Here is a 22,508-nt window from a genome sequence, read left to right as displayed (position 1 = left end):
GTGCCGCCTGTGCGAGTGCCTTATAATGGGTGCCTTTGCATTGAATTAGTCGCTTGCCAAAACACCTAATTTGCGTGATTTGGCAAGCCATCAGATAAATTGGCAATGCTACAAATTTGGTATTGCCTTTGCCAAGAATTAGGTGAAAAACATGGTAGATAATACCCAAGATAAAGAAAATAAACGCATCAGTATTAAATCAAAAACCACTTCTACTGCCAAAGTAACTGGAACATCAGGTAAAGCTAAGGCGGTCAATGTCGTCAAAACCAAAAAAATCGTCTTTGAAAAACCTAACGCTAACAAAATCGCTGAAGAAGTCGCTGCCCAAGCAAAAGCGGCTGAAGAAGCACGCCTAAAAGCCGCCGAAGAAAAACAAGCCGCCGAACGCAGCAAAAAAGAAGCAGCAGAGCGTCAAGCAGCAACTTTGGCTGCCATGCGTGCTAATACCCAAAGCGGTACGCCAGCAGAAGTATCAAGTGCTACCGTTGTGGTCAAAAAAACCAAAAAAGACGACAACACCAATAAAGCTGAAAACAAATCAGATAAAAACAAAAAGACTGCCAAGCCTAGCAAGGTTGAGACACCAGAGGTGAAAAAAGCTCGCTTGGCTCGTGAGGCAGAAGAAGAAAAACTACGCCAACTAGAAGCAGAAAATCGCCGTAAGGCAGCCGAAGAGGCTCAAAAACGCACGCTTGAGCAGATGAAGCAGATGGCAAGTCGTTATTCAGAAAAAGACGATGCCACTAGCACCATCGTGCGTAAAGATGAACCGCTTGCCAAAGGCTTGGTAGGTGCTGCACTAGAAGAGTCGTTTGAAAAAGAGCGTCGTGAGATTAAGCGTGGTGCAAGCACCAATAACGCTCGTGGCAAAGGCGGTAAGAAAAAAGGCAAAGAAGAGCTTGAGATTCGTCCTAAACAGCGTGGTCTAAAATCTTCGCAGTCTAACAAGCATAAGTTTGAAATGCCTGTTGAAAAAATTATTTATAATGTTGAGGTGGGGCAGTCCATCGTTGTTTCTGACCTTGCCCAAAAAATGGCGGTCAAGGTGCGTGAGGTCATCAAATCACTCATGAAAATGGGTGAGATGGTGCGTGAATCTGACACCATTGACCAAGATACTGCAGGTCTTGTGGTTGAAGAATTTGGTCATAATTTGGTATTGGTCTCAGACACCAAGCTAGAAGACGACCTACAAGAGTCTGTAGATGAAAAATCGGGCAATGTACAAGCTCGCCCACCTGTAGTTACCATCATGGGTCATGTTGACCATGGTAAGACATCGCTACTTGATAAGATTCGTGAGGCGAAAGTCGCCAGTGGCGAGGCAGGTGGCATCACACAGCATATTGGTGCATATCATGTAACAACTGACCGAGGGGTGATTACTTTCCTAGACACACCAGGTCACGCCGCCTTTACTGCCATGCGTTCTCGTGGTGCACAGGCAACTGATATCGTGGTTTTGGTGGTGGCAGCTGATGATGGCATGATGCCACAGACCGAAGAGGCGATTGACCATGCTCGTGCAGCAGGCACACCGCTGATTGTCGCCATCAACAAGATGGACAAAGACACTGCCGATCCAGACCGTGTCATCAACGAGCTTGCGGTTAAAGAAGTAGTGCCTGAGGCATGGGGCGGTGATGTGCCTATGATTCAAGTCTCTGCCAAGACAGGCATGGGTATTGATGAGCTACTTGAGACCATCAGTATCCAAGCAGAAGTCATGGAGCTTGAAGCACCGATTGATGGTGCGGCACAAGGCGTGGTCATTGAATCACGCATTGACAAAGGTCGTGGTGCGGTGGCAAGTTTACTTGTCAAAAAAGGCACGCTGAACCAAGGCGATTTGGTGTTGGCCGGTGAGTTCTACGGCAAAGTTCGTGCCATGAATGACGAAAACGGTCAGCGTATCAAGACGGCAGGTCCATCAATTCCTGTAGAGATTTTGGGTTTGCCTGATGCACCGATGGCAGGCAGTGAGTTTTTGGTGGTCTCTGATGAGAAAAAAGCCCGTGAAGTGGCAGATTTCCGTGCTGCTCGTGAACGAGAACGCATCTTAGATCGTCAAAACAAGATGCGTCTAGACACGCTATTTGAGAACATGGGTAGTGAAATCTCAACGCTGAACATCATCTTAAAAACCGATGTGCGTGGCTCGCTAGAGGCTCTATTGGGTGCATTAGATGAGCTATCGACCGATGAGGTGAAAGTGCGTGTCATCAGCTCAGGTGTGGGGGCGATTAGTGAATCCGATGTGATTTTGGCGGAGTCTAGTGAAGCGGTATTGCTTGGCTTTAATGTGCGTGCCGATACAGCAGGCAAACGCAAGGCAGATGAAGCAGGGCTAGATATTCGTTATTATAGCGTGATTTATGGCTTGATTGACGATGTCAAGGCGGCGATGAGTGGTATGCTTGCTCCTGAACACCGTGAAAAAATCTTGGGTATTGCTGAGGTGCGTGAAGTATTCCGCTCAAGCAAGTTCGGTGCGGCGGCAGGCTGTATGGTTCAAGAAGGTGCCATCTATCGCAACAAGCCTATCCGTGTTCTGCGTGATGATAAGGTTATTTTCACAGGTCAGCTACAATCACTGCGTCGCTATAAAGACGATGTGAATGAAGTCAAATCTGGTATGGAATGCGGTCTTGCGGTCAAGGGCTATGAAGTCGCTGCTGGCGATAAGATTGAAGTCTTTGAGATTCACGAAGTAAAGCGTGAATTATAATCGCTAACGATCAACAAAACCCTACTGATGTAGGGTTTTGTTCTTTATAAAAAATATATTATACTAGCCACAACATATTACAATCATTGCAATCAGTCATTCCAAATAAGGAAAACATTATGAATCAACGCCTACAACGCCTAGCTGATCAAATTCAGCGTACACTGTCTGTACTTATCCGTGATGAGATTAACGACCCCCGTTTGACAGGGTTTGTAACCATCTCTAGTGTCAAAGTTAGCCCTGATTTGGGTTATGCTGATGTCTATGTAACGATTCTAGAACCGACCCAAGACGGTGGCATGAATATTGATGCACATCGTGAGAGCTTAAAAGTCTTAAAAAACGCCGCAGGATTTTTGCGTACCGAACTCTCTCACACGATGAAAACTCGCACCACGCCACGCCTAAGATTTCATTATGATGAAGTAACTGCACATGGTAACTACATGGCAGCCCTTGTTAGCGAAGCCATGAAAAAAACAGGCGAGAGTGTGAGTGAGACGGACGAGTGATGGCTAAACAAATCGTCTCAGGTGTATTACTGCTTAACAAACCCAGTGGCATCAGCTCGCATACCGCCCTTGCTCAAGCCAAACGCCTGTTCATGTCGGCAGAATTTGACAGCAAAAAAGCAGGGCATACAGGTACGCTTGACCCAATGGCAACAGGGCTTTTGCCGATTTGTCTGGGTGAGGCGACCAAATTTAGTGCCTTTGGGCTAGATGCTGACAAGGGCTATACCGCCATCATCAAGCTAGGCAGTCAGACCGACACAGGCGATAAAGAGGGTCAAACCATCAAAACTGCCCCCATACCGCCCTTTACTCAAGAGCAATTAAACGACATTGCCCACTTGCTTACAGGTAAGCAGTTGCAAACTCCGCCCATGTATTCTGCCCTAAAAAAAGACGGCAAAAAACTCTATGAATATGCTCGAGATGGCATTGAGGTGGAGCGAGAGGCTCGCCCCATTGTCATTCATCATCTAAAGTTAACTTGGCTAAGTGATGATGAGATTGCCTTTGAGGTCATCTGCTCTAAGGGTACTTATGTGCGAGTATTGGGCGAGACGATTGCTAAGAGACTAGGGACGGTGGGGCATCTGATTGCCCTGCACCGCACAAGCACAGGTGGATTTGAGGTCGCAAGTGCGATCAGTCTTGATGAGCTATTAGGTTTGTCTTTTGATGAGCGTTTTGACAAACTGCTACCGATTGATGTTTTGCTTGGTCATTTACCCATTATCCAGTTGACCACTGACGAAACTGCACGCATCAAAATGGGGCAAAGACTTAACATTAAAGACCGTATGAGTAGGCTTGATGTCGCCCATGAGAGTTGTCAAGTTCGCCTGTATCATGATGATTGTTTTGTGGGGCTTGGGCGACTAGAGACAAATGGGCGATTACAGCCTTTGCGATTGGTGGCATAATTAAAAGTCAAGTTTGTTTTGATAAATATGTTTGCCAAAACAGTGTGTTTGACCATTAAGTGTATCGGTTGTCCATGTAATCATACAATTTTGGTTGCAATCTGTCAGCTGTTAGCATAAAATACCCAAGTTTTTGATTGCATGCCCATCACTGCCTGTTTTTATGATGTCGGTGATTGGCGATATGATCTAAAAATATGATTTAGGTACAAACTTTTTTGCAATATTTAAGGTATGATTTATGAAAAAATTACTCTCAATGCTTGTGATGACCAGTCTGTCTGCAACAGCAGTTGCCAATGTTACTAATGGTGCTAATACCTATGTACAAAGCTCAGTGGGCGTATCTAGCCTAAACAGTAAAGATATCCAAAGCAAAATCAAAGATAAAGATATCCAAAGCAAAATCAAAGATAAAGATATGACACTTTCTGTGTCTGTTGGTAAAGATTTGGGTGCGGTACGCTATGCGGTGGATTATACCAATTTTGGTAAAATTCAGCACACCGAAACAGGCTTTGCTAATGATCCAAATGACTACCGCAAAACTACCCTAAAAGCACATTCATTGGGGGTGTCTGCTATCTATGACTTGCAGTCTTATTCAGGCTTTACGCCATATGCTGGCGTTCGCTTGGCTGCTAACAAACTAAGTTTTGATAGAAATTATAGAGTGACCGCCGATAAGCCACATTACCCATCTATCAGTGCCAAGAAAACTCAAATAGGCGTGGGTGCTGTGGCGGGTGTGTCATATGCTGTTAGTCCACAATGGACGATTGATGGTGGTGTAGAATATAACCATTTGGGTAAAGTAGATAACTTTAAAATCAAGGAATATGGTGCTAAAGCCAGCTTGCGTTATGCTTTCTAAGTTTTAAAAACCCCTTGTTTTTTCTAAGTTTTAAAAAAGTCCCTTGTTTTTTGGCGAGGGGCTTTTATTTTTTTGAGCTTTATAACAAGTATACATAGAGAGCGATTTTTATAACGCAAAGATAATTTTTTGTAATATTTCTTTAATTTTCACTTGCAAAACATTGCAGGGAGGGGGGTATAATAGCTAAGCTTTTGTAAAAAAGTGTATTTCTTCACAGACCTTAGGCTTGACTAAGGTGATTTTTAAGGAACAATGATGAAAAAGTTACTTTTAGCTACCCTAGTGGCAAGCATTTCAACTCTAGCGATGGCTGATACCGGCAGTGTGTATGTTCAGGGTAATGTTGGTGCATCAAAACTAAAAATTCAAGATAATGGGACGTATGGTAAGGCAGGATTTGGTATTGCAGTTGGTAAAGATTTTGGTGCGACACGCTATGCGTTAGATTATACCAATTTTGGTAAAATTAAAGCAAAAGGCTCGATAGGAGAGCGTGGTAGGCCTGACCATGACGAATGGACGGAAACCTTGAAAGTTCAGTCAGTGGGTGCATCTGCTTTTTATGACTATCAAACCAACAAAGGTTTCACACCATATACAGGTGTGCGTATTGGCATCAATCAACTCAACTATCAAGAAGAAGGGTTTAAGACTATCATGTCAACAGATGGCTCTTTGAAGAATGAAAATTATAATGAAGCAAAGAAAATGACCAAACTTGGTGCAGGTATCCCTGTTGGTGCACAGTATGCTCTAAATTCACAGCTTACACTAGATGTGGCGACAACTATTTAGGCAAATTTGATGGTACAGCAGTCAACCAATACGGTGCTAAAGTTGGACTACGCTACAATTTCTAATTTTTTAATGGAATTGTTAAAATCCCTTTGTTCTTCACGCAGAGGGATTTTTGATTTTGTGATTTTAAAATGACTTTTTAAAATTTTTGTGTTATAATCAACCCATGTGCCGATAGGCTTAGGCAAACCTTAGCAATGCGATGTTTGCCTGTACTTTTTTGCATTGCGTATTTTTAAGGATTAGTCATGCTAACCAATCAACAACGTGAAGAAATCATCGCTAAATTCAAACGAGGCGAGAACGACACAGGTAGCCCAGAGGTGCAAGTAGCTCTTTTGACTGCTCGTATCAATGACCTACAAGGTCACTTTAAAGCTCACAAAGCTGACCATCACAGCCGTCGTGGTCTGATTCGTATGGTAAACCAGCGTCGTAAGCTACTAGACTACCTAAAAGGCAAAGACCTAGACCGTTACACTACTCTTATCAGTGAACTTGGACTACGCCGTTAATGGGTGTTTGGGTTTTACTGTTGGTTTTTGCCAGCAAACCCTAAATGAAAAACGGTGTTTTTATGAACGCCGTTTTTTAATTTTTTAAAATCCTAATTGCAGTGCCTTAGAATGCTAATGCCTGAATTTTAAAGCCATTGATCTAAAAATCAAGCATTAGCCTTTTATGGTTTGCAATTAAAGTTATAAGGAAACCTTATGTTTAACATTATTCGTCAAGAATTTCAATATGGCAATCAACAAGTTGTCCTAGAAACAGGTCGTGTCGCTCGTCAAGCGAACAGTGTGCTTGTACATATGGGTGATGTTTCTGTACTGGTGGCAGTGGTTGTACGCCTAGAAGCTGTTGCAGGTCAAGAATTTTTCCCATTGACTGTAAACTACCAAGAAAAAATGTACGCTTCTGGTAAGATTCCAGGAGGCTATGGCAAGCGAGAAGGTCGTGCATCAGAATTTGAAACTCTGACCAGTCGTTTGATTGACCGTCCTATCCGTCCGTTGTTCCCAGAGGGCTACTATAACGAGATTCAAGTTACCGCTACCGTCATCTCATCAGGCAAAACCCAAGATGCTGATATTGCAGCGATGATTGGTGCGTCAGCAGCACTGGCGATTAGCCCTGCACCGTTCAACGGTCCGATTGGGGCGGCTCGTGTGGGCTTTATTGGCAATGAATACATTTTAAACCCAAATCTTGCCCAAATGAAAGACAGCTTGCTTGACTTGGTTGTTGCAGGAACAAAATCAGCCGTGTTAATGGTTGAATCAGAAGCTGATGAGCTGTCTGAAGACCAAATGCTTGGGGCGGTGCTATACGGACACGCTCAGCAGCAAATCGTTATTGATAACATTAATGCTTTTGTTCAAGCCGTTGGCAATGCCAAAGCTGAGTTTGTTGCTCCTGCCATCAACGAAGAGCTAAACAACACCCTAAAAGAGCAGTTCACCGCTAAAGTGAGCGAGGCTTATACCATCACTGTTAAACAAGACCGTTATGCTCGCCTAGACGAACTTGCCAAAGAAGCATTGCTACTGGCAGGGGACGAAACTGCCGAAGACCATGCCGACAAGGTAAAAGAAATTAAAGAGCTGTTTGAAACCCTAAAATACCGCACCGTGCGTGATAATATCCTATCAGGTAAACCCCGTATTGATGGGCGAGATTTAGACACCGTGCGTGCTTTGGACATTCAGGTGGGTGTATTGCCTTATACGCATGGTTCAGCACTCTTTACTCGTGGCGAAACCCAAGCACTTGTTACTACCACGCTTGGCACAACTCGTGATGTGAGCTTGGTTGATACCTTGTCAGGTACTAAACAAGACCATTTTATGCTTCATTATAATTTTCCGCATTATTCGGTGGGCGAGACAGGTCGTGAGGGCGGTCCAAAACGCCGTGAAATCGGTCATGGTCGCTTGGCTCGTCGTGGTGTACAAGCAGTGTTGCCAAAGGCGGATCGCTTCCCTTATACCATTCGTGTGGTATCAGACATCACTGAGTCTAACGGTTCGTCATCGATGGCGAGTGTTTGTGGTGCTTCATTGTCGCTTATGGACGCTGGCGTTCCGCTAAAAGCCCCAGTAGCAGGTATTGCTATGGGTCTGGTTAAAGAAGGCGATCGATTTGCTGTACTCTCTGATATCTTGGGCGATGAAGATCACTTGGGCGATATGGACTTTAAAGTGGCAGGTTCTATCAATGGTATCACTGCCTTGCAGATGGACATCAAAATTGAGGGCATCACTCCAGAGATTATGGAGCAAGCCCTACGCCAAGCACACGCAGGTCGTATCCATATCCTAAATGCCATGAATGAGGTCATTGCAACTTCTCGCACTGAAATCAATGCCCATGCACCAAACTACGCCACCATTGAAATCAACCCTGAAAAAATCCGTGATGTCATTGGCAAAGGTGGTGCAACCATTCGTGCCTTGACCGAAGAGACAGGTGCGACAGTTGATATTGATGACAATGGCACCATTCGTATCTTTGGTGAATCTAAAGCCTCTACTCGTGCTGCCATTGCCAAGATTGAGGCGATTACTGCCGAAGTGGAAGTGGGTGTGGTCTATACAGGAACAGTGGCTCGCATCGTGGAGTTTGGGGCGTTTGTTACCATTTTGCCAGGTACAGATGGCTTGGTACATATTAGCCAAATCTCTGATGAGCGTGTAGAAAATGTTACCGACTACCTAACCGAAGGTCAAACGGTCAAGGTACAGGTTCAAGACATTGACAATCGTGGACGCATCAAATTGACCATGAAAGGCATTGAGCAATAATCTGCTTTCATGCAGTCATCATGCTAGCATTATGGCTAGTATCATGATAAGCATAAAACCACTCCGAATGGGGTGGTTTTGTTTTGTTGGACTTTTTGGGCAGATTTCTTTATACTGCCAAATTTTTTACATCATCAAGAGGGGGTGGTATGCTCATCAATTTTGCCAAGCATTTTTCAAAAGACGCATGGTTTGGTAATGTGCGTGGCGATGTGTTGTCAGGGCTTGTGGTGGCACTGGCACTCATTCCAGAGGCGATTGCTTTTTCTATCATTGCAGGGGTGGATCCGCAGGTGGGGCTGTACGCATCGTTTTGTATTGCGGTGGTGATTAGCTTTTTTGGTGGTCGTCCTGCCATGATGTCGGCAGCAACGGGGGCGATGGCGTTAGTCATGGCAACTTTGGTTAAAGAGCATGGGCTACAGTATTTACTTGTTGCGACGATTTTGACAGGAGTTTTGCAAATCATCGCAGGCTTCTTAAAACTTGGGCTGCTTATGCGGTTTGTGGCTCGTGCGGTGGTGGTAGGCTTTGTCAATGCGTTGGCGATTTTGATTTTTATGGCACAGATGCCTGAGCTTATCGGTCATGGCATGACAACCTACGCTCTCGTGGTGGCAGGTCTTGCTATTATTTATCTGTTTCCACGCCTGCCCATCATCGGCTCGTTGTTGCCATCTCCTTTGGTTACCATTGTCGTTTTGACGGCGGTGGCATATGTCATGGGCATGGATGTGCGGACGGTGGGTGATATGGGCAAGCTACCTGATACCTTGCCTGTATTCTTGCTGCCTGATGTGCCTTTTAATTTACAAACTCTGATGATTGTGTTGCCGTATTCATTTAGTCTTATGGCGGTAGGATTGCTAGAATCTTTGATGACTGCCACCATCGTTGATGAGATGACTCAAACCGATAGCGACAAAAACCAAGAATGTAAGGGGCAGGGCGTTGCCAATATTGTGGCTGGGCTGTTTGGTGGTATGGCAGGTTGTGCGATGATAGGTCAGTCTGTCATCAATGTCAAATCAGGTGGTCGCACTCGTTTATCCACTTTGCTTGCTGGGGTATTTTTGCTCATCATGGTGGTGTTTTTGAGTGATTTATTAAAAATTATTGCCATGCCAGCACTTGTGGCAGTGATGATTATGGTGTCTGTTGGCACATTCAACTGGCAATCAGTCAAGGAGCTAAGAACGCACCCCGTTGGTTTTAACATCGTGATGATAATCACGGTTGCAATCGTGGTCTATACCCACAACCTTGCTTTAGGCGTGTTTGCAGGTGTGCTGTTATCAGCGTTGTTTTTTGCCAATAAAATTGGGCGTTATCTATCGGTACGCCCTTTGCCCACAGGCGATGATGACAGTATGGCGTATGCAGTCATCGGTCAGGTGTTTTTTGCGTGTGCTGATGAGTTTGTGGCACGTTTTGATTATCAGGCGGTCAAGTCGGTGAGTATTGATTTAACCCATGCTCATTTTTGGGATGTTACCGCTGTATCATCTCTTGATAAGGTGGTGCTAAAATACCGCAAACTTGGGGTGGCGGTGGATGTCATTGGCTTAAATGAAGCCAGTAAAACCTTAGTGGATAAATTTGGTACGCACGATAAGGAAGTTGATGTGGATATTTTGACCACGCACTAGCAAAGCCTTTTAATATGTCATGGCATGGGGTGATGGTAGGGCTTATTGAATGCGTAAGAAACCGATTAAACAATCATCATGCCCTATGGTGTGGTGTTGTTTCACTATATTAAAGTGTATTATTTTTATTTTCAATCTTACAGCGAGAGTTGAAATGCTATAATTATAACCGACCATCAGGCATTCGCTTGGTGATTTAGTTGTTATTATTTTTAATGGATTGTATTTTGAATCGCTCATCTGCCAAACCATCGGAGTTATCCACTCGCCCACTGCCATTTTGTGTTGTCATGTCTGACCATCAACATCATCGCTTGCTCAAGAAAAATCAGCAGCTGCACAACAACCCATGGCTGCGTTTGGCATTTTTGATTATGGGTTTTATTTTTGTGGGATTTGGTATTGTGGGGGTGGTTTTACCAGGTGTGCCGACAACGGTGTTCATTTTATTGGCAGGCTATTGTTGGGCAAAAAGCTCACGACGCTTTCACGCAAGGCTCATGAATCACAAGGTTTTTGGTAAGATATTAAGAGACTGGCAAGAGAGACGAGCCATGCCCCGTTTCGCCAAATATTTGGCGTGGGGTATGATGCTGTTGTCTTGTGTGCTGATGTTCTTTCGTCTGCCTGATGGTAGGCTATGGCTTGGTGGGCTATTTATGGTGCTGTGCTTGGGCGTGGGGATTTGGATGGCAAGATTGCCTGATGCCTAAATCAATCACAAAAATATCCGCAACAGCTGACTGTGCGGATATTTTTATTGACTATAATGGCAATAATTAAATCAGGTGTTTAGATTTGTTTGGTGCCAAAAATCTTATCGCCTGCATCACCAAGACCAGGAATGATGTAGCCATTTTCATTAAGATGACTATCTAGGGCGGCGGTATAAATTTTAACATCAGGGTGAGCATCATTCACCAGTTTCACGCCTTCAGGGGCGGCGACCAGAACAAGAGCTTTGATGTTGGTGCATCCATGCTTTTTGAGCATATCAATGGTAGCAACCATACTACCGCCTGTAGCGAGCATTGGGTCTAGAATCAGAGAAGGGCGTCTGTCAATGTCGCTGACAAATTTCTCAAAAAATGGCACAGGCTCAAGCGTCTCTTCATCTCGTTGCAAGCCGACAACTGAGATTTTAGCAGTGGGTAACAGGTCAAGTACACCGTCAAGCATACCAATACCAGCACGCAAGATAGGCACAAGCGTTACTGTCTTGCCCTTAATCTGCTCTCCGTCAATCTCACCACACCACCCTTGCATTTTAAAGGTTTCAATCTCAAAATCACGGCTGGCTTCGTACGCCATCAATCTGCCTAGCTCTTTGGTTAGGGTGCGAAACCGATAAGTGTTGCACGAAGCTGCACGCATCAAGGATAGCTTGTGGCGGACTAAAGGGTGGTCGATGACTTGAATGTCTAAATTGTTCATGGGGTTTATGCTCTACTTGGTTTGGTTCTGTCTTAATTCTTTGTATATGATACCAACTGTGGGGTGATTTTAAAATAGTTGATTGACGATTCTTGTATAAAAGTTTCCTGTTTGATGATGGCAAGGCTTAGGCTTGTTGGTTTTGGTAATAAAATGGACAATCAAGCCTAAGTGGGCAAGGGGGATTAAAATCAATTAAAGATTGGTCAGGGTTAAATCTCCATCTTTAATTAGCCCTTTGCGACGCATAATGCGAGAGATGGCGAGTGTCAAGATGGCGGGTAGTATCACATGAAACAGCACAATAAGCATCAGTGTATGCACACTAGCTCCCATTGCCTCTATCGTGCCAACTTGCCCCACCAAGCCTGAAGTACCCATACCAGCACCGATGGGAATGTTGGTCATGCCAAAAATCACCGTAGCAATCGGTGCAAGTATCGCCCCTGCCAATATGGTAGGTAGCCAAATATAAGGGTTTTTTAGGATATTTGGCATCTGAATCATGCTTGTACCTAATCCTTGAGAGATGATGCCAGAGATGCCATTGTCTCGATAGCTCATTGCCGCAAAGCCTATCATCTGGGCAGCACAACCAACTGTCGCCGCTCCTGCTGATAGGTCGGATAACCCCAAGCTGATGGCGATGGCAGCACTAGAGATGGGCAGGGTGAGTAGCATACCCATAGCGATGGCAATGACGATGCTCATCAAGATGGGTGAAAGAGCCATGGACCAGCTAATAAAATCACCCAAAGAAGTCATCAGACTTGAGATGGCGGGGGCGATGAGTTGGGCGGTTGTCACGCCTGTAATCAGCGTGATGGCAGGCGTGATGATGATGTCAATAGGGGCGGTCTTATAAAACAGCTTACCAATCTCTGCCCCAACCACTACAGCGACCAATGCCCCAACCACGCCGCCAAGTTCAGCACCAACCAAGCCTGTAGCAACGCTAGCAAACAGCACAAGTGGTGGTGCTTTTAGTCCAAAAGCAACCCCCGCCCCAATCGCTGCCCCAACTGCAGCTTGGGCGTGTGTGCCGACATTGACCAATGGTGCGATGTTTGCCCAAGTGCCGATGTTCTTCAAAATCAGTCCAATGATGAGTGAACTAAACAATCCAAGAGTCATGCCATTTAGGGCGTCAATGCCATATCTACGCCAAGACAAGACGATGTTTTGGCGTTCTAGGTGGGTGGTGATGTTAAAGTTACGCATAGATATATAGATATGGCTGATGGTGAATGATGAATTTTGGTGGAGCTGACCTTAGTTTTTTTCAGGTCGTATCCAGCCACTGATGGTGGATTGTCGGCCACGAGCGATGGTCAGCTTATTCTCTTCACAATCTTTGGTGATGACCGAGCCTGCCCCAATGGTGGCTTTATCGCCCACCACGACAGGAGCGACCAATACTGCATTAGAACCAATGCGTACTTCTTTGCCGATGGTGGTCTTGTGCTTATTGACGCCATCATAATTGGCAGTAATCGTGCCAGCCCCCACATTGGTACGCTCGCCCACAGTACTGTCTCCTAGATACGCCAAATGATTGGCCTTTGCACCGCTTGCCATTTGGGTATTTTTAAGCTCAACAAAGTTACCGATATGAACATTGTCCGCTGTTACTGCGTTTGGACGAAGTCTGGCGAATGGTCCAATCTTGTTAGCCTCACCTACGATTGCATTTTCAAGAATGCTATAAGGAGCAACCACTGTATTGCTTGCAATGGTGGTGTTTTTAATCACACAGCCTCCTTGGATTTTGACATTGTCGCCAAGTATGCAGTCGCCCTCAAAAATCACATTGATATCAATCTCAACATCTCTGCCGACTGTTAGATTGCCACGCAAATCAAAGCGAGTGGGGTCAATGATATGCACGCCAGCTTGCATGAGCTGATTTGCTTGATGGATTTGCCAAGTGCGTTCTAATTGGGCTAGCTGTACACGGTCATTGACACCCTCAATCTCAAAAGCGTGTGTGGGCGACACGGTAGCAATATCAATGCCATCGTCCACCGCCATTTTGACAATATCGGTTAGATAATACTCGCCTTGGGCGTTATTATTGTTTAGATTCTTTAGGTATTTATGCAGGATTTCGTTTGCTACGCAGTACACACCGCTGTTGATTTCGGTGATTTTTCTTTGGGCGTCGGTGGCGTCTTTTTGTTCAACAATGGCAATGACTTTGCCATCTTGGCGAATGATTCTGCCCAGTCCAAATGGGTTGTTTACGCTCATGGTTAGCATGGCAAAGGGGCTGTCATTCTCCACCAATTTACTTAAGGTATCTACGCCAATCAAAGGCACATCACCTGATAAAATCAAGCTTTTCCCTGTGCTTGGCAGTACAGGTAAGGTCATCATGACAGCATGCCCTGTGCCTAACTGCTCAGCTTGCTCTACCCAATCAATACTTTCATTTGAAAACACATTTTTGACTTGCTTGCCTTCAAAGCCATAAATGATGATGTTCTGTTGACTGCCTAGTTTTTTGGCGGTGTCTAAGACATGACCAAGTAAAGGCTTGCCTGCTAAAGGTTGCAAGACTTTGGGTTTGGTAGATTTCATGCGGGTGCCTTTACCTGCTGCCATGATGATGACGCTAAGCATGATAGATCCTTAATGGGTATTTTTAATAACCAAAATATAAAATGATGAATGTATGCTTTGGTTATTTTAGCATATAATAAGTGCAAGATAACAGTTGGTTTTGGTCATCTGGTTATTTTAAGCCATCAACTGTTAGTATCAGTTCGCCGTTGAAATGATGATGCGTCATCAGACTCTTTTTTGCTACTTGTCTTATGGTGGCTTAATCATTTGGATAATTACTTGATAATGTTGATAATATTCCCATGAGTTTTATGAAACCAAGCCAATCAGAATACACAAATGTCCGAGTGCCTAGCGATAAGCTGTTGGGCGGTTCTCATTTTGCTGCCACTTATGCTGCTGAGCATGTGGCTGGTGGGGAGTTTGTGATTGGGGCGGCTTTTGCAGCTTGGGGCGCATCTCCGATGGCGGTACTCGTGGGGCTTGTCATGGGCAATCTGCTGGCAGTGCTAAGCTGGGCTTGGGTGTGTGCACCTGTGGCAGTGCGTGCCAGATTGACTTTGTATGAATATCTGTCTCGCACGGCAGGCGTGGGTTTTGTGCGTGTGTTCAATGTGGTGAACGGTCTTATTTTCCTAGTCATCGCAGGGGGTATGATGACCATATCCGCACAAGCGATACAAGGGATAATAGGACAGCCCCCTCAGATGAATTGGTATCCTAGCAGTATGCTGTTTGTCGTCTTGGTGGGGTTTGTTGGTTTGATGGTTGTACTAATTAGCCTTATGGGGTTTAGACAGCTGACAAATTTTGCTCGGTATGTTTCGCCTTATCTGTTTGTTATTTTTGTTGTATGTGCTTTGGCAAGTTTACCAATTTTATGGCAATCAGGGAAACAATCAGGCTTGTCGTTTGGTGAGATTTTTTCTACTTATTTGTGGACGCCGTCTTCTGATAATAGGTCGCTTAGTATGTGGCATATTGCAGTTTTTACATGGGGGCTAAATCTGCCTTTGCATCTGGGCTTGGGTGATATGAGCACATTGCGATTTGCTAAGAAATGGCGATATGGCTATCATTCGGTATGGGCGTGCTATGGCGGTCATTTTGTGGCATGGGTGGGGGCAGGTATGCTCGGGGCGGGCAGTGCCATATTACTGGGCGTGTCTGTACATGAACTTGACATCGGTGGGGTGGTTGTGCCGATTTTGGGGTTGGCAGGGGTATTGGCGGTGGTACTGGCATCGGTTACTACTGCTGTGCCTAGTTTGTACCGTGCGGCATTAGCCTTTGATGCTTTATGGCACTTGGGTTTTACTAAGACTGTATTGTTGCTTGGCGTGCTGACGACAGCAGTGGCGTGCTTGCCATTGATTTTTTTGAAGTGGTTGGATTTGATGGCGTATTTTAATATCGTCATGGCACCTGTGGGAGCAATCATTGCTTGTGAGCATTTTATCCTACCTCGTCTGGGCGTGCGACCGTTTTGGTATGGGGGTAAATCTGCCAACATAAGTGCAATCAAGACTTGGCTGTTTGGGCTTGTGCTTGCTGTCATCTTGCTGATGAGTGGCGTGCATTTGTTTTTTGTATTCATTCCTGTTTGGTTTTTATGCGTGGCGTTTTATGCACTCATGGCGTATCCTCGAGCACAAAAACAAACCGTCCACTATTCGCTCTTATACGATGTGGCTTATGGTGCTGATCAGGATATCTGCGTGCCACAAAGACACCATCAACAACCTAAATCGGCATTTGGTCGTTTTGTTGTTTTACTGGCGATGCTGATGATGTGCCTGCCTTTGTATGTGTCAGACCCAGTTTCTATGTTGGGCGTGTTTCAACTTGGGCTGTTTGTTTTGAGTGTGCTGTATTTTGTGATGGTTGGTCATCAGATGAAGCATGAAAACAATAACAACGCATGAGATGCTTGGCTATGTGTCACAAAATAGATGAGCCAAGCTGAACTAAGCAATGATAAATCTGCTTACCAAAACCATCAATATCCCTGCCATCACCCCTGCTAAGACATCATCAATCAAAATGCCAAATCCGCCAGAGACATTTTTATCCACCCATTTAATGGGAAAGGGTTTAATAATATCAAAAAAGCGAAACAAGATAAAAGGAATGATGAACAACACAGCAAGCAAAGGGTGCATCAGCACCGACTGCACTGGATTTTTATCCGAGCAAAGCAACCAAACGCTTGGTAATAACGCTATCCACATTCCCACCCATTCATCAAAAACGATATGTGGGTCATCATGCACATTCATCAAATCCGAAGTTTTACCGCAAATATGACTACCCACCAAACAACCAATGAGCGTTATGATTAAAAAACCCCAAAATCCCAACAACAACATTGGTAGGGCGATCATCAATCCTCCCAAAGTCCCCCAAGTGCCTGCCGCCCGTTTTGGCAAGCCAGAGCCTAGACCGATACCAAGCCAATAAACGCATTTTTCCCAAAGTGTGGCGGAACTTGGGCAAGGTGGGCAAATGTTAGATTTATAAATATTGGGTTTATGGCTCATAATAATTGCCTTATCGGTAAAAAGGTTGGTTAATAAATTTTTTGGATTGGGCATTGATTGTTGATATTATCGCTTTTTAAACCATTCATCAAAAATGTTCCCAGCCCTGAATAGCAATATCCACTTTTTGATGGCGGTGGTACAGTTGTAAGCCTTGTTGTTCTGTAATCTTGCCAATCTTGAAAATTTGGTTGGGGTGAAGAGCATTGAATTTATCAAAGTTGTCTTTTGATATTGTAAAGCACAACTCATAATCATCACCCCCATTTAAAATGTGTTGATATTTTTTATCAAAAGGCAGGGCATCCACCTCATCATCGCAGGGAATATCCTCCAGATGAAGCACTGCTCCGACACCGCCGGCTGTTAAGATATGCCCCAAATCTTGCCCCAAGCCATCTGATATGTCAATCATACTACTGGCATAACCGACCAGTTTTTGACCTAAATCCACCTTAGGCATGGGCAAATCCAACGCATTTTGTAAGGTGGTTTGTTGTCCAGTTAAAATGTGTGATAATGCTAGGCTTGCTGTGCCGATGTTACCACTGACACAAATCATATCGCCAATTTTTGCCCCACCTCGTTTAATAGCCTGTCCTTTTTTGATAAAACCTAAAGCGGTAACACTGATGGTCAAGACATCTGACTTTGTGGTATCGCCGCCGATTAACTCTACATGAAATTGATTGCAAATATCTGACACACCCAAAGCAAATTCTTTTAGCCAATTTGCATTGTTTTTGGGTAAAGACAGCCCCAACAAAATTGCATAAGGTGTAGCTCCCATACTGGCAAGGTCGGATAAATTAACCGCCACCGACTTATAACCGATGGCATAAGCGGTGGTTTCAAAGGCGAAATGTCGCCCTGCAATCAGCGTATCCATGCAACTGACAAGCTCGGTATTGGCTGAAATGGTGCTGACAGCACAATCATCACCAATCCCTAGTACGGTATTTTGGTGTCGGTTGGTGCTGTTTTTAAAATGCGTATTGATTAAAGAAAATTCGGACATTATGGTATTCTGGTCGGATGATGAGTCTTAAAAGCACATGAATCACAATCTAATTGATGTTTGCCATATGATGATGGTTAGACTGTTTGGCTTGACTGTACCTATATTATAAAAATAGCGAAAAAACCAATAACAATGGCACGGTTAATAAAAGAGTGGTTGCTTTTAAACCTTTGAATATCTACATTGTTTTTGAAATTTTTAAAAATCCCTGCTTAGCAAACAGGGATTTTTAATGAAAATTTAGCATTTTTGGTGTGCTGTTTTTATCGGTGTGCCACTTTTGGATTTAGTCCAGATTTGGCAGGGGGCTTGTATCAGTAGAATGTAAGTTGGCACCTTGTTTTTCGCTAGCACGCACCTCTTTGGCATATCTGTCTAAGATGGCATTGATGAACTTATGCCCATCGGTTGCCCCAAAGTGAGTATTTAACTGCATGGCTTCATCTAACACTACCTTGTATGGAATGTGCAGGCTGTGTTTTAATTCGTATGCACCGATGAGTAGTACGGCTTTTTCGATGGTATCTAACTTGTCAAAATTGCGGTCAAGATAACGAGAAATGTCCACAATCAACTCGCCTGCCTGTATGGGAATCTCACGCATTAGCTCATGATAATAGCCTAGATGCACTGTGTGCATGGCATTTTCGCTACGAGTACGGGCGACAATCGTATGTGGCTCATTACCACCTAATAAATCACGACTCTGTGTGGCAAAACGATAATCGGTCATCAGCCATTCATACAGACCTTGCACTGCAAATCGGCGAGCCTTACGCACGGCGGTGTAGCTGGTTTTATAGCCTGTTTCGTTGATGTCGAATTGGTCGTTGGTGGTGTTCATAATATACCTTAAAATAAAATAGTGCTACATTGAAATCATCTTTCAATGGAAAAATTGGAGCAAGGTGCGATATTCAATGCTGTTACTGATGAAAAACCGCCCCAATACCAGATTATTAAATCGCCTTTAATACGCTTGCCATCTCAATGGCAGTCATGCCAGCTTCATAGCCTTTGTTGCCTGCTTTGGTGCCAGCTCGCTCAATGGTCTGTTCGATGTTTTCGGTGGTAAGAATGCCATTGATGACAGGAATGTCATAATCTAGAGCAACTTTAGATAAGCCTTTGGCAGACTCGCTAGCTACGATGTCAAAATGTGGTGTCGCTCCACGAATAATCGCACCCAAAACGACGATGGCGTCATATTTTTTTGATTTGGCGAGTTTTTGAGCGGTTAAAGGCAATTCAAATGCCCCTGGCACACGCACGACAGTGATGTTTTGACCTTGTACGCCATGACGCAATAGGGCGTCTAATGCCCCTTCTACCAAACTCTCAACCAAAAATCCGTTAAAGCGACCGACAGCGATGGCGATGCGTAGGTCTTGATTTTGGTCTAAAGCACCATCAAGGTGAGTGACGGCAGATTTTTGGGTGGTGTAGTTCATAGTTGACTCGTTTTTTACTAAAAAATGGGTATAAAATTTTGCTTATGATAGCATATTTTGGCAAAAATAGGGCGGTTTTCGTGCGTTTTGGTTGCGACCAAGTGGCTTTTCTGATGGTAAATAAGTTGGTTTTATTTGTCTTTCGCCCAATCCATCAAAGGCGGACAGAGATGCCTTGTTCTGCCATGTACTGTTTGGCTTCAAAGATGGTATGGTCGCCAAAGTGGAAGATGCTTGCTGCTAGCACCGCATCAGCACCGCCTTGGAGTACGCCATCGGCTAGGTGTTGTAAGTTGCCCACGCCACCTGATGCAATGACAGGGATATTCACAAGATTGCTAATGGTGCGTGTGAGCAACAAATCATAGCCTGCTCGTGTGCCATCGCCATCCATGCTAGTAACAAGTAGCTCGCCTGCTCCTCTTTTGGTCATCTCAACCGCCCATTCAACCGCATCAATGCCAGTAGCACGGCGACCGCCATGTGTAAAAATCTCAAAACCAATGCTACCATCTGCTCGTACCACTCGCTTGGCATCAATAGAGACCACGACGCACTGAGAACCAAAGCGAGCGGCGGCATCGCTGACCAGCTCAGGGTTGGTGATGGCAGCAGAGTTGATACCAACCTTGTCCGCTCCAGCGTTTAGCAGATTTCTGATGTCGTCAATTTTACGCACGCCACCACCTACTGTCAGTGGAATAAAGATATTTTTGGCGATTTGTTCTACCATATGATAGGTGGTGTCTCGCCCATCGCTGGTGGCGGTGATGTCCAAAAAAGTAATCTCATCGGCACCGTCATTATTGTAGCGAGTAGCAACCTCAACAGGATTGCCTGCATCTTTAATGTCCACAAAGTTTACACCCTTGACAACTCGACTATTTTCAACATCAAGGCAGGGGATTAGGCGTTTTGCTAGCATGATTTTCTCTTGTATGTGATATCTGATTTGTTGCGCTTATTATGACAATAAAGGCGTATTTATACAACCATCTTGGTAGAGATTTTTTCTTGGGGTTTATTTATTGATCAATTTGATTGTTTGTACTGCCTTTTTTACATCATTATTTTTTTATTGTCATTTTTATTCAAGATTTTTAAATCTCTAGCCTAGTTGCTAGCAGATTAAAACCACCTATCTGGTGGTTTTTTATGGTAAATTTATCCAAAAAGTTTTAAAATAGCCATTTTGGCTGATTTTATTTTATCCATTATTACCGAGAGCCTGCCATGTCTGTCTATACCCACCTGTCTGATGATGAATTTTTTGCGTTTTGTGGTTTGTTCGGTGTGAAGTTTAATAAAGCCATTCCCATCACGCAAGGCATCAAAAATTCTAATTGGTTTATCCAGACCGATACGGACAGTGGTGAGAGCTTCTCTTATGTGTTTACTTTATACGAAGAGCGAGTGCCTGCTGATATTATTAAAATGGCGACCGTCATGCACGCCCTAAAAGACAAGCTACCGATCGCCTCGCCACTCATCAAGCTGACCGCTAAGGGTCAAAATATCGGCGAAGATTGTGTCATGCGATATGAGAATAAGGCGATTTTGGTGGTGCCAAAATTATCAGGTTTACACCCTGCCAATACCGATGAATCCATGTGCTTTGAGATGGGAAAAGCATTGGCAACTTTGCATCAAACCCTAAAAACCTTAGAGCCTGCCGAAAAGTACGGCGTGCCACTTTATGACTGGGCAAGGGTCAAAGACCGTGAGACCGCCTATATGCCCTCTGATGAGGCTCGTCTTATGAATGACATCTGGACAGCTTATGCCAATCTGCCTGATGATTTGCCAAAAGGCTTGTGCCATTTGGATATGTTTACGGATAATACGCTGTGGGACTTTTCAGATGATACGGCTAGTCTAACAGGACTGCTTGACTTTACAGAGGTATCGGTTGAGCGTTATCTGATGGATATTGCCATTACCATCAATGATTTTTGTACCACTTGGGGTAATGCGACTGATGGCGAAAGCGTCAATTTTAGCACTGATAAAATGACTGCTTTTATTGACGGTTATGAAAGCATTCGTCCGCTTACCAATGATGAAAAAATTGCCCTGCCTGTCATGCTTGCTTACTCTGCCACAATCTTTTGGTTGCTTCGCCTAAATGTTATCCACTATAATCGTGAACAAGGGCGTACAGGCGATGACATTATGGTAAAAAACCCTGATTTGATGAAACGGCTGGCGAGTTTGCATTGGGGGCGTGCTGTCCGCTCATGAATTTAGCCCGAAGCACCTTTATTGATTTGTTTGCAGGTATTGGCGGTTTTCATCAAGCTCTAAGCCATTTTGGGGCAACTTGCGTGTTTGCCAGTGAGATAGACCGCCACGCCTGCCACACTTACCACGCCAATTATGGCATCATGCCACATGGCGATATCACCCAGATTGCCGAACACGACATTCCTGCCCATGATATTTTGTGTGCAGGATTTCCCTGTCAGGCGTTTTCTATCTCTGGCAAGCAAAAAGGCTTTGATGATGTGCGTGGGACGTTGTTTTTTGATATTGTGCGTATCATTAAACACCACACCCCCAAAATCGTCCTATTAGAAAATGTCAAAAATCTCGCCAAGCATGATAATGGCAATACCCTAAAAGTAATATTAGCTCATTTAAATGACTTGGGCTATCGTGTGCATTATCAAGTATTAAACGCATCGCATTTTGGTGTACCTCAAAACCGAGAGCGGATTTACATTGTCGGGTTTCATGACAGCCTACAACAAGATGGCTTTACTTTTCCCATTGGCGATAATTCCCCGATTTGTGTTTTGGATATTTTACAAAATCATTCCCATATTGCCCCAATACAGCGTGATGATGTTATTTTTAAAAATAATTATCAAGCCATTTTTGATAAACATGGCAATAAAATATTACCCAACAAACCCATTCAAATTGGCATTGTCGGTAAAGGCGGACAAGGCGAGCGTATTTATCATACGGACGGTCATGCCATTACGCTATCGGCTCATGGCGGGGGCATTGGGGCAAAAACGGGACTGTACCACATAGACGGACACATTCGCAAACTCACCCCCAGAGAATGTGCCAGATTACAAGGCTTTGGTGATGATTTTATCATCAACCCAAAAGACGCCCAAGCCTATAAGCAGTTTGGCAATAGCGTGGCAATTCCTGTTTTAAAAGCCATTTTAAAAAACATCAAATCATATTAG

19 protein-coding genes and 1 pseudogene are annotated in these 22,508 nt (G+C 44.3%); 12 read left to right on the top strand and 8 right to left on the bottom strand.

The features are described 5' to 3' along the window. Positions 1-172: 172 nt before the first annotated feature. The 9 genes and pseudogenes from infB to L3D27_RS09920 form a co-directional block, all read left to right on the top strand. Positions 173-2,731 (top strand): annotated as a pseudogene (infB, locus tag L3D27_RS09960) (translation initiation factor IF-2); the annotation flags it as partial. 119 nt (positions 2,732-2,850) lie between these two features. Further along, positions 2,851-3,246 (top strand): ribosome-binding factor A, encoded by a 396-nt coding sequence (locus L3D27_RS09955; protein ID WP_284673509.1) that lies wholly within the window; start codon positions 2,851-2,853, stop codon positions 3,244-3,246. Then, complete coding sequence (gene truB / locus L3D27_RS09950) at positions 3,246-4,166, top strand: tRNA pseudouridine(55) synthase TruB (RefSeq protein WP_432481096.1); 921 nt, start codon at positions 3,246-3,248, stop codon at positions 4,164-4,166. The genes L3D27_RS09955 and truB overlap by 1 nt, the downstream gene beginning before the upstream one ends. A gap of 241 nt (positions 4,167-4,407) precedes the next feature. After that, positions 4,408-5,040: an opacity family porin gene (locus L3D27_RS09945; protein ID WP_284673507.1), complete on the top strand. Its 633-nt coding sequence runs from the start codon at positions 4,408-4,410 to the stop codon at positions 5,038-5,040. A gap of 258 nt (positions 5,041-5,298) precedes the next feature. Next, entirely contained in the window at positions 5,299-5,838 is a 540-nt protein-coding gene (locus L3D27_RS09940; RefSeq protein ID WP_432481095.1) for an opacity family porin, read from the top strand. A gap of 251 nt (positions 5,839-6,089) precedes the next feature. Next, complete coding sequence (gene rpsO, locus L3D27_RS09935; RefSeq protein WP_284673505.1) at positions 6,090-6,356, top strand: 30S ribosomal protein S15; 267 nt, start codon at positions 6,090-6,092, stop codon at positions 6,354-6,356. 198 nt (positions 6,357-6,554) lie between these two features. Further along, on the top strand, positions 6,555-8,645 hold the full coding sequence (gene pnp, locus L3D27_RS09930) for a polyribonucleotide nucleotidyltransferase (protein WP_432481094.1): 2,091 nt from the start codon (positions 6,555-6,557) through the stop codon (positions 8,643-8,645). Positions 8,646-8,794: 149 nt separating this feature from the next. Beyond that, positions 8,795-10,294: a SulP family inorganic anion transporter gene (locus tag L3D27_RS09925; RefSeq protein WP_432481093.1), complete on the top strand. Its 1,500-nt coding sequence runs from the start codon at positions 8,795-8,797 to the stop codon at positions 10,292-10,294. 290 nt (positions 10,295-10,584) lie between these two features. Beyond that, entirely contained in the window at positions 10,585-11,007 is a 423-nt protein-coding gene (locus tag L3D27_RS09920; protein WP_432481092.1) for a YbaN family protein, read from the top strand. Positions 11,008-11,086: 79 nt separating this feature from the next. On the opposite strand, the gene upp is transcribed toward L3D27_RS09920, so the two are convergent. The 3 genes from upp to glmU form a co-directional block, all read right to left on the bottom strand. Further along, on the bottom strand, positions 11,087-11,728 hold the full coding sequence (gene upp / locus L3D27_RS09915) for a uracil phosphoribosyltransferase (protein ID WP_284673501.1): 642 nt from the start codon (positions 11,726-11,728) through the stop codon (positions 11,087-11,089). Between the two features lie 195 nt (positions 11,729-11,923). Next, positions 11,924-12,949 carry a PTS transporter subunit IIC gene (locus L3D27_RS09910; protein ID WP_284673500.1) on the bottom strand — a complete coding sequence of 342 codons (1,026 nt, stop codon included), beginning with the start codon at positions 12,947-12,949 and terminating at the stop codon, positions 11,924-11,926. Positions 12,950-13,000: 51 nt separating this feature from the next. Beyond that, a complete protein-coding gene (gene glmU / locus L3D27_RS09905; protein ID WP_432481916.1) occupies positions 13,001-14,353 on the bottom strand; it encodes a bifunctional UDP-N-acetylglucosamine diphosphorylase/glucosamine-1-phosphate N-acetyltransferase GlmU in 1,353 nt (450 codons plus the stop codon). Positions 14,354-14,604: 251 nt separating this feature from the next. Between glmU and L3D27_RS09900 the strand changes: the two genes are divergently transcribed. Beyond that, positions 14,605-16,218: a hypothetical protein gene (locus L3D27_RS09900; protein WP_432481091.1), complete on the top strand. Its 1,614-nt coding sequence runs from the start codon at positions 14,605-14,607 to the stop codon at positions 16,216-16,218. A gap of 42 nt (positions 16,219-16,260) precedes the next feature. Here the strand turns inward: L3D27_RS09900 and L3D27_RS09895 are convergent, their stop codons facing one another. The 5 genes from L3D27_RS09895 to hisF form a co-directional block, all read right to left on the bottom strand. After that, positions 16,261-16,836: a phosphatidylglycerophosphatase A family protein gene (locus L3D27_RS09895; protein ID WP_373628251.1), complete on the bottom strand. Its 576-nt coding sequence runs from the start codon at positions 16,834-16,836 to the stop codon at positions 16,261-16,263. 85 nt (positions 16,837-16,921) lie between these two features. After that, positions 16,922-17,851: a thiamine-phosphate kinase gene (gene thiL, locus L3D27_RS09890; protein ID WP_432481090.1), complete on the bottom strand. Its 930-nt coding sequence runs from the start codon at positions 17,849-17,851 to the stop codon at positions 16,922-16,924. A 289-nt stretch (positions 17,852-18,140) separates the two neighbouring features. Next, positions 18,141-18,698, bottom strand: a complete 558-nt coding sequence (gene nusB, locus L3D27_RS09885) for a transcription antitermination factor NusB (RefSeq protein ID WP_284673497.1) — start codon at positions 18,696-18,698, stop codon at positions 18,141-18,143. Positions 18,699-18,813: 115 nt separating this feature from the next. Further along, complete coding sequence (ribH, locus tag L3D27_RS09880) at positions 18,814-19,305, bottom strand: 6,7-dimethyl-8-ribityllumazine synthase (RefSeq protein WP_284673496.1); 492 nt, start codon at positions 19,303-19,305, stop codon at positions 18,814-18,816. 154 nt (positions 19,306-19,459) lie between these two features. Further along, complete coding sequence (gene hisF / locus L3D27_RS09875; RefSeq protein ID WP_432481089.1) at positions 19,460-20,230, bottom strand: imidazole glycerol phosphate synthase subunit HisF; 771 nt, start codon at positions 20,228-20,230, stop codon at positions 19,460-19,462. 308 nt (positions 20,231-20,538) lie between these two features. Here hisF and L3D27_RS09870 point away from each other — a divergent pair, with 308 nt between their 5' ends. Next, positions 20,539-21,546, top strand: a complete 1,008-nt coding sequence (locus L3D27_RS09870) for a homoserine kinase (RefSeq protein WP_432481088.1) — start codon at positions 20,539-20,541, stop codon at positions 21,544-21,546. Then, positions 21,543-22,508, top strand: coding sequence for a DNA cytosine methyltransferase (locus L3D27_RS09865; RefSeq protein WP_432481087.1), 966 nt, complete (start codon positions 21,543-21,545; stop codon positions 22,506-22,508). Before L3D27_RS09870 ends, L3D27_RS09865 begins: the two co-directional genes overlap by 4 nt.

This window comes from Moraxella sp. ZY200743, from assembly GCF_050885545.1.
Taxonomy (GTDB): domain Bacteria; phylum Pseudomonadota; class Gammaproteobacteria; order Pseudomonadales; family Moraxellaceae; genus Moraxella; species Moraxella haemolytica.
This window is presented reverse-complemented; position numbering and strand designations above follow the sequence as displayed.